The organism is Rhodococcus sp. P3_B8 (assembly GCF_056402775.1).
In genome coordinates this window covers 1-5,298 of record NZ_JBFUGT010000391.1, presented here as the reverse complement: position 1 = coordinate 5,298, position 5,298 = coordinate 1, and the positions used below count along the sequence as shown (strand labels likewise).

Sequence of the window (5,298 nt, the reverse complement as noted above, 5' to 3'; positions counted from 1 at the left end):
TCCTTGTTCTTCTCGTTGATGACGACCTCGATCCAGTACAACTCGTAGGCGGGGGCGTTGAAGACGATCTTGTCGTCGGGGACGTCGGCGAGGTCGAAGTTGGACCGCCAGCCCAGTGCCAGGTCGACGTCGGGCAGCGTGCGCGGCAACTGCGCCAGCGCGGCCTCGGTGAACTCGAACGACTTCGGGTTGTCCTTCACGTCGCGGATGGTCACGCGCGACGGGTCGACACCGTCCTTCAGGGTCAGCTGGCCGAGATCCTGCAGGGTCTGCAGTGCCTGCGCCTGATTCGACGGGTCGTCGGGGATGGYGACCTTCGCGCCCTTCGGGAGATCCTCGAGCTTGCCGTACTTCTCGGAATATCCCGAGAACTTGAGGACGTACCAGTCTCCGGCCGCATGCAGTCCGAGGTTGCCGTCCTCGTTCTGCACGCGCATCCACTCCTGATGCTGGCTGTGGTTGGCGTCGATGTCGCCCTGGGAGACCGCGAGATTCTTGAGCTTCGAATCCTCGATCTGCACGGGTTCGACGGTGATGCCGTGGTCGGGGGCGAGTTTCGCGACTTCCTTGGCGAGCTTCTCGTCCAGGATCGATCCGGCGGTGTATCCGATCTTGAACGTCGTCTGCGGGCCGTCACCTTCGGTTCGGTCGTTGCCCCCGACCGCGCCGCACGCGGTGAGGAGGAGAAGCAGTGTGGCCGTCAGTCCGCCTGCCGCCACAGCACGGGCGCGCGTCACCGAGCGGGGTCGAGTCGTCATGGGTGTTGTCCTCTGATCTGGGTGAATGTGAAGGAAGGCTCAGCGCCGGTTGGTGAGGCGGGCGGCCAGGTCGCCGACGAGCTGGATGACCTGGACCAGTACCACGAGGGCGATGACCGTCGTGATCATCACGGTGTTGTCGAATCGGTTGTAGCCGTAGGCGATGGCGAGGTTGCCGATGCCGCCTGCGCCCACCGCTCCCGCGATCGCCGACATGTCGAGGATGCCGATCAGCGCGATGGTCAGAGCGCCGATGATGGTCGGAACAGCTTCGTGGAGTTGCACTTTGCGGATGATCTGAAAGTTCGACCCGGCCGAGGCCCGGCCCACTTCCACCACTTCGGGGGGAACGTCCCGCAGCGAATTCTCGATCAGACGCGCGACGTACGGTGTCGCGGCCAGCGTCATCGGAACCGCCGCCGCCTGCACCCCGAGCGAGGTGCCGACGACGAATCGGGTGAACGGAATGATGGCGGCCATCAGCACCAGGAAGGGCAGCGATCGACCGAGGTTGACCACCCAGCCCGCCACCGCGTTGACCGCCGGGTTGGGGAACAGCCCCCGGGGCGCGGTGTTGTGCAGGATGACCGCCAGCGGAGTGCCCAGCAGGATCGCCAGGATCACCGTGATCCCGACCATCTGCACGGTCTGCTGCAGGGCGGGGAGGAACAGCTCGGGAAGTTCCTCGACCGGAGTCGAAATGGCGAGAACGACACTGTCCGGGGCGCTCATGCCGCGGCCTCCTCGGTGGTCCGCGCGGACGCGTCGTCGTCGACCCGGGTTCCGTGCAGACCCCAGGACGACAGCAGGTCGCCGACGGACGGATGCTCACCGGCCACCGAGATGGTGACCCGCCCCGCCGGGCGCCCGCCGACCGATTCCACGGTCCCGGACAGCACGCCGATCGACCGGGCGGTGGTCTTGCCGAGAAGCTCGATCCAGTTGGTGGGAACGGTGTCGGAGCCGTAGGTGACGTGCCAGAGCACGTCCCGGTCCTCCGCGGTGATGTGGGAACGATCGGGGAGGAGGCCGACGCCGAGTTCGGAGTGCGGATCGCGGAGGAGTTCGATCACCGGGCCCGATTCCACCACCCGCCCCGCGTCGAGGACGGTGACGACGTCCGCGACCTGCCGGACGACATCCATTTCGTGGGTGATCAGCRCGATCGTCAGCCCGAGGTCGTCGCGCAGTTCGCGCAGCAACGCGAGGATGGATCGCGTGGTATTGGGATCGAGCCCCGACGTTGCCTCGTCCGACACCAGGACCTTGGGAGCGAGTGCCAGCGAGCGGGCAATCCCCACGCGCTGCCGCTGCCCGCCGGACAGCTGCCGGGGGTAGAGGTCGGCCTTGTCGGACAGTCCCACCCGCTCGAGCAGCTCCGCCACCCGTGCCCGCCGCTCGGAGCGGCCCACACCGGCGAATTCGAGGGGCAGGGCCACATTCTCGGACGCCGTGCGACGGGCGAGGAGGCTCGACGCCTGGAAGATCGTGCCGATCGCGCGACGCTGATCCCGGAGCCGGCGTTCGGACAGTCCCGAGACGTCGGTGCCGTCGAGCAGAATGCGGCCCTCGGACGGGCGCTCCAGCAGGCTGATGATGCGCGACAGCGTGGTCTTGCCCGCGCCGCTCTGGCCGATCACCGCCGCGATCTGGCCGGTGCCGACGGAGAAGTCGATGTCGTGGAGCACTTCGACGGAACGGGATCCCTTCCCGAATCGTTTCGTGACGGAACGGACTTCGATCATGCTGAACCACCTGTGTCGGATGACGGCACCTCGGGTCGGCCGTCGGGACGGAAAATCCCGGCCCGCGGACGAGCCGGTGGATTCCCGAAACGATAGGCGTGGGTAAACGGAAAGTCATGCCTAAGAATCGACTTGATCAGAAGGACGGCTAGTTCTGCGCGCCCGGGTAGACCGGACGGCGGTGGGCCGGCGCCTGCGCCGGTTCGGGCAGCCGCAGCGTCGCCCGGAGCGACCGCTGCCGGTACCCGCGGGGCCGAGTCGGCCTCGGCCACGCGGCGAACCCGGCGTCGAGGTCGATGACGGTCGCGATGTGACCGTCCACCTCGGTGGCGTCGGGATCGTCGACGACGAACAGCAAGGCGCGCTCGCGCACAGCCGGCCCGTGACGGTCGACCTGGCTGCCGTCCAGCACGACGATGTCGGAAACTTCGGCGGCGGAGACGATGTCGTCGCCGTCCTGCGCCCACCACGCGACGGGAATCTTCTGCTGCGGCGGGGTGGGCACGTTGAGGGGGCCGGCGATGTCGAAGACCCCGCGGTGGTCGGCGTAAACGATCCGGTCGGAATCCGCGAAACGCACGTCGTGCGGGCGTCCACGGATCGTGTCGGCCGGCCAGCTCTCCCACAGCGTGCGGGAGGCGTGGATCGCATCGGTCGTGGCTGCGGGACTCGGCCCGGCATCGATCCACACCCCCGCCGAAGCCAGGTTTCCCGGCGCCGATCGGTCTTCCACACCGGTGAGCCAGCCGACCCGGCCGCGGCTCGTGTGATCGAGCGATGCGAGCCGGCGAGCCAGGTTGTACGGGTGGTCGAGGTGGGGAACCGCCGTGACGAACACACCGATGTCGTCGGTGGCGGCGATCAGTGCTGCGGCGGACACGCTGGGCGACAGGGCCGCGGTGGGCCGGGGAGCGGTCCGCGACACCCGCTCGACGCCGAGCAGGACGAAGTCCGCGCCCGTGCGGGTGATGAATGCGGCGAGTTCGTCGATCCGGCCGCGGCGAATGGCGTCGACGAGCAGGCGCTCACCGAGTGCGAGTCCGTGGAAGGTCCTGCTGCGCTGGATCACACTCATCGGAGGTCTCCCGTTGTCGGTTCGAGGGTCTGCTGTCGTGATGTCAAGGGGTATCTCCTGAGAAGAGGGTGGATGTCGCGAGGGTGAGGGACGTCAGTCCCAGGATCACCAGCAACATCGAGACGGACGCACTGCGCCGGAGGACGCTGGACCGCGGATCCCGCGGGTCGTACCACAGCCAGAGGGACTGTCCGACAACGAATTCGCCCCTACCTGCGTCGGACAGCGAGGCGCCGAGCGTCGATCCGGGATCGAATGTCCGCCGCTGACCGACGAACTCGTCGCTTCCGACCCGATACGAGTAGGTGATCGACGGTCGTACATCGACGACCGAGCACTCGGACCCGGTCCACGACCGGGAACTCCACAGCGCGAGGACGCCCGGAACCCCACGGAACAGGAGGAACGCACCCGCGATGATCCAGACGGTGATCACACGGGCGACGGTACGGCCCGCGTCGGTGTGTCGTACAGCCTTCTCCGCAGCGTGAGCGGAACACGGAACCTGCGCGTCTCGTTCGATTCCCGCTCCGGACATCCACGACTTCGGCAACGCGGCCAACTCCGTGCCCTGGTTCTACGACACGTGGACGGAACGCAAGTGACTGATGGTGGGGGACAAAACATTTCATGTCGCCACACGTCCAGAATCAGACTGAGCGCAACGCTCGTCCCGTGAGCGATGCTCTGGGAAGGTAACGACTATCGCGGAAAGGGGAACCGTCATGAGCCGACATTCCGTCGTCGGACTGCACGTCGACGCCGCAGTCGTCACCGAACTGCTCGACCCGAGGCAGCCGGCGCGGCGAGAAGAGTTCGGGCGCGGCATCGACGAGTCGGGAATCGACTTCGTCGTTCTCGGCGGTGACCGCCTGGACGCGGGGCAGCCGAGTCACGCGACGATCGATGYGACCGTGGCCGCCACCGTCCTGGCACGTCACACGACGTCGGTCGGACTGGTGGTGGCCGGTACTCCCGTCCGCGATCACCCGTTCAATCTCGCGCGCCGCCTCGGCTCGCTCGATCACGGATCCCACGGCAGGGTCGGCTGGCTGATCGGCTCGGGCCCGGTGGACGCGGCGGTCGATGCCGTGTCGGTGGTCCGGAAGTTGTGGGAGAGCTGGCCGGCCGACAGCATCGTCGACGACGCCGAGCGCGGCATCTTCGCGGAATCCGAGCGGATCGTCTACATCGATCATGCGGGCACGTTCTCCGTGTCGGGCCCCCTCAACGTCCCCGAGCCACCGCAGCGCAAGCCGCCCGTGTTCTGGCGCCCCGCGAACGAGGCCGAACTGGTGGCGGCGCGGCGCACGGCCGACGCCGTGATCCTCGCGGACGAGGATGCGGTGCGCCGCTATCGGGCGCACTTCGACCCCGATGCCGCCCGTGACCAGGTGGTACTGACCGACCGGCACTGGGCGCCCGGCGGCGTTTCCCCTCTGGCGACGGAGGCCGACGGTGTCGTCTTCCGAGGGGCCACCACGGCAACCCTGCCCGCCCTGCTCGACGCGGTGCGGCGGGAACCGATCCTCCAGGACCCGCGGCGCACCCTGCGTGACCGCCTGGGCTTGCAGGCGGCGGAGACCGTACTGTCCGGCGGCCGCAGCGCGTTCCCGGTCAGCTGAGCATTCCACCGAAGCCAGGAGATTCACCATGACAGCGGTATCCGAGGCCCCCGCGCCGGAGGCGGTGCGTCCGCCCGCCCGCGGCTCCGCCGAAC

At 68.0% G+C, this 5,298-nt stretch carries 6 protein-coding genes; 1 reads left to right on the top strand and 5 read right to left on the bottom strand.

Annotated features, from left to right (window positions below; genetic code table 11):
- The 5 genes from AC1D1G_RS41180 to AC1D1G_RS41160 form a co-directional block, all read right to left on the bottom strand.
- Positions 1–758 (bottom strand): MetQ/NlpA family ABC transporter substrate-binding protein (locus tag AC1D1G_RS41180; RefSeq protein WP_477956493.1); only part of this gene is annotated, 758 nt, incomplete at its 3' end.
- A gap of 39 nt (positions 759–797) precedes the next feature.
- On the bottom strand, positions 798–1,490 hold the full coding sequence (locus AC1D1G_RS41175) for a methionine ABC transporter permease (protein WP_283331219.1): 693 nt from the start codon (positions 1,488–1,490) through the stop codon (positions 798–800).
- Positions 1,487–2,503 carry a methionine ABC transporter ATP-binding protein gene (locus AC1D1G_RS41170; protein ID WP_477956492.1) on the bottom strand — a complete coding sequence of 339 codons (1,017 nt, stop codon included), beginning with the start codon at positions 2,501–2,503 and terminating at the stop codon, positions 1,487–1,489. Before AC1D1G_RS41170 ends, AC1D1G_RS41175 begins: the two co-directional genes overlap by 4 nt.
- A gap of 148 nt (positions 2,504–2,651) precedes the next feature.
- On the bottom strand, positions 2,652–3,578 hold the full coding sequence (locus tag AC1D1G_RS41165) for an LLM class flavin-dependent oxidoreductase (protein WP_477956491.1): 927 nt from the start codon (positions 3,576–3,578) through the stop codon (positions 2,652–2,654).
- Positions 3,579–3,621: 43 nt separating this feature from the next.
- Positions 3,622–4,116, bottom strand: coding sequence for a DUF3592 domain-containing protein (locus AC1D1G_RS41160; protein ID WP_477956490.1), 495 nt, complete (start codon positions 4,114–4,116; stop codon positions 3,622–3,624).
- A 187-nt stretch (positions 4,117–4,303) separates the two neighbouring features.
- On the opposite strand from AC1D1G_RS41160, the gene AC1D1G_RS41155 reads away from it, so the two are divergent.
- A complete protein-coding gene (locus tag AC1D1G_RS41155; RefSeq protein ID WP_477956489.1) occupies positions 4,304–5,203 on the top strand; it encodes an LLM class flavin-dependent oxidoreductase in 900 nt (299 codons plus the stop codon).
- The last annotated feature ends 95 nt before the right edge of the window (positions 5,204–5,298 follow it).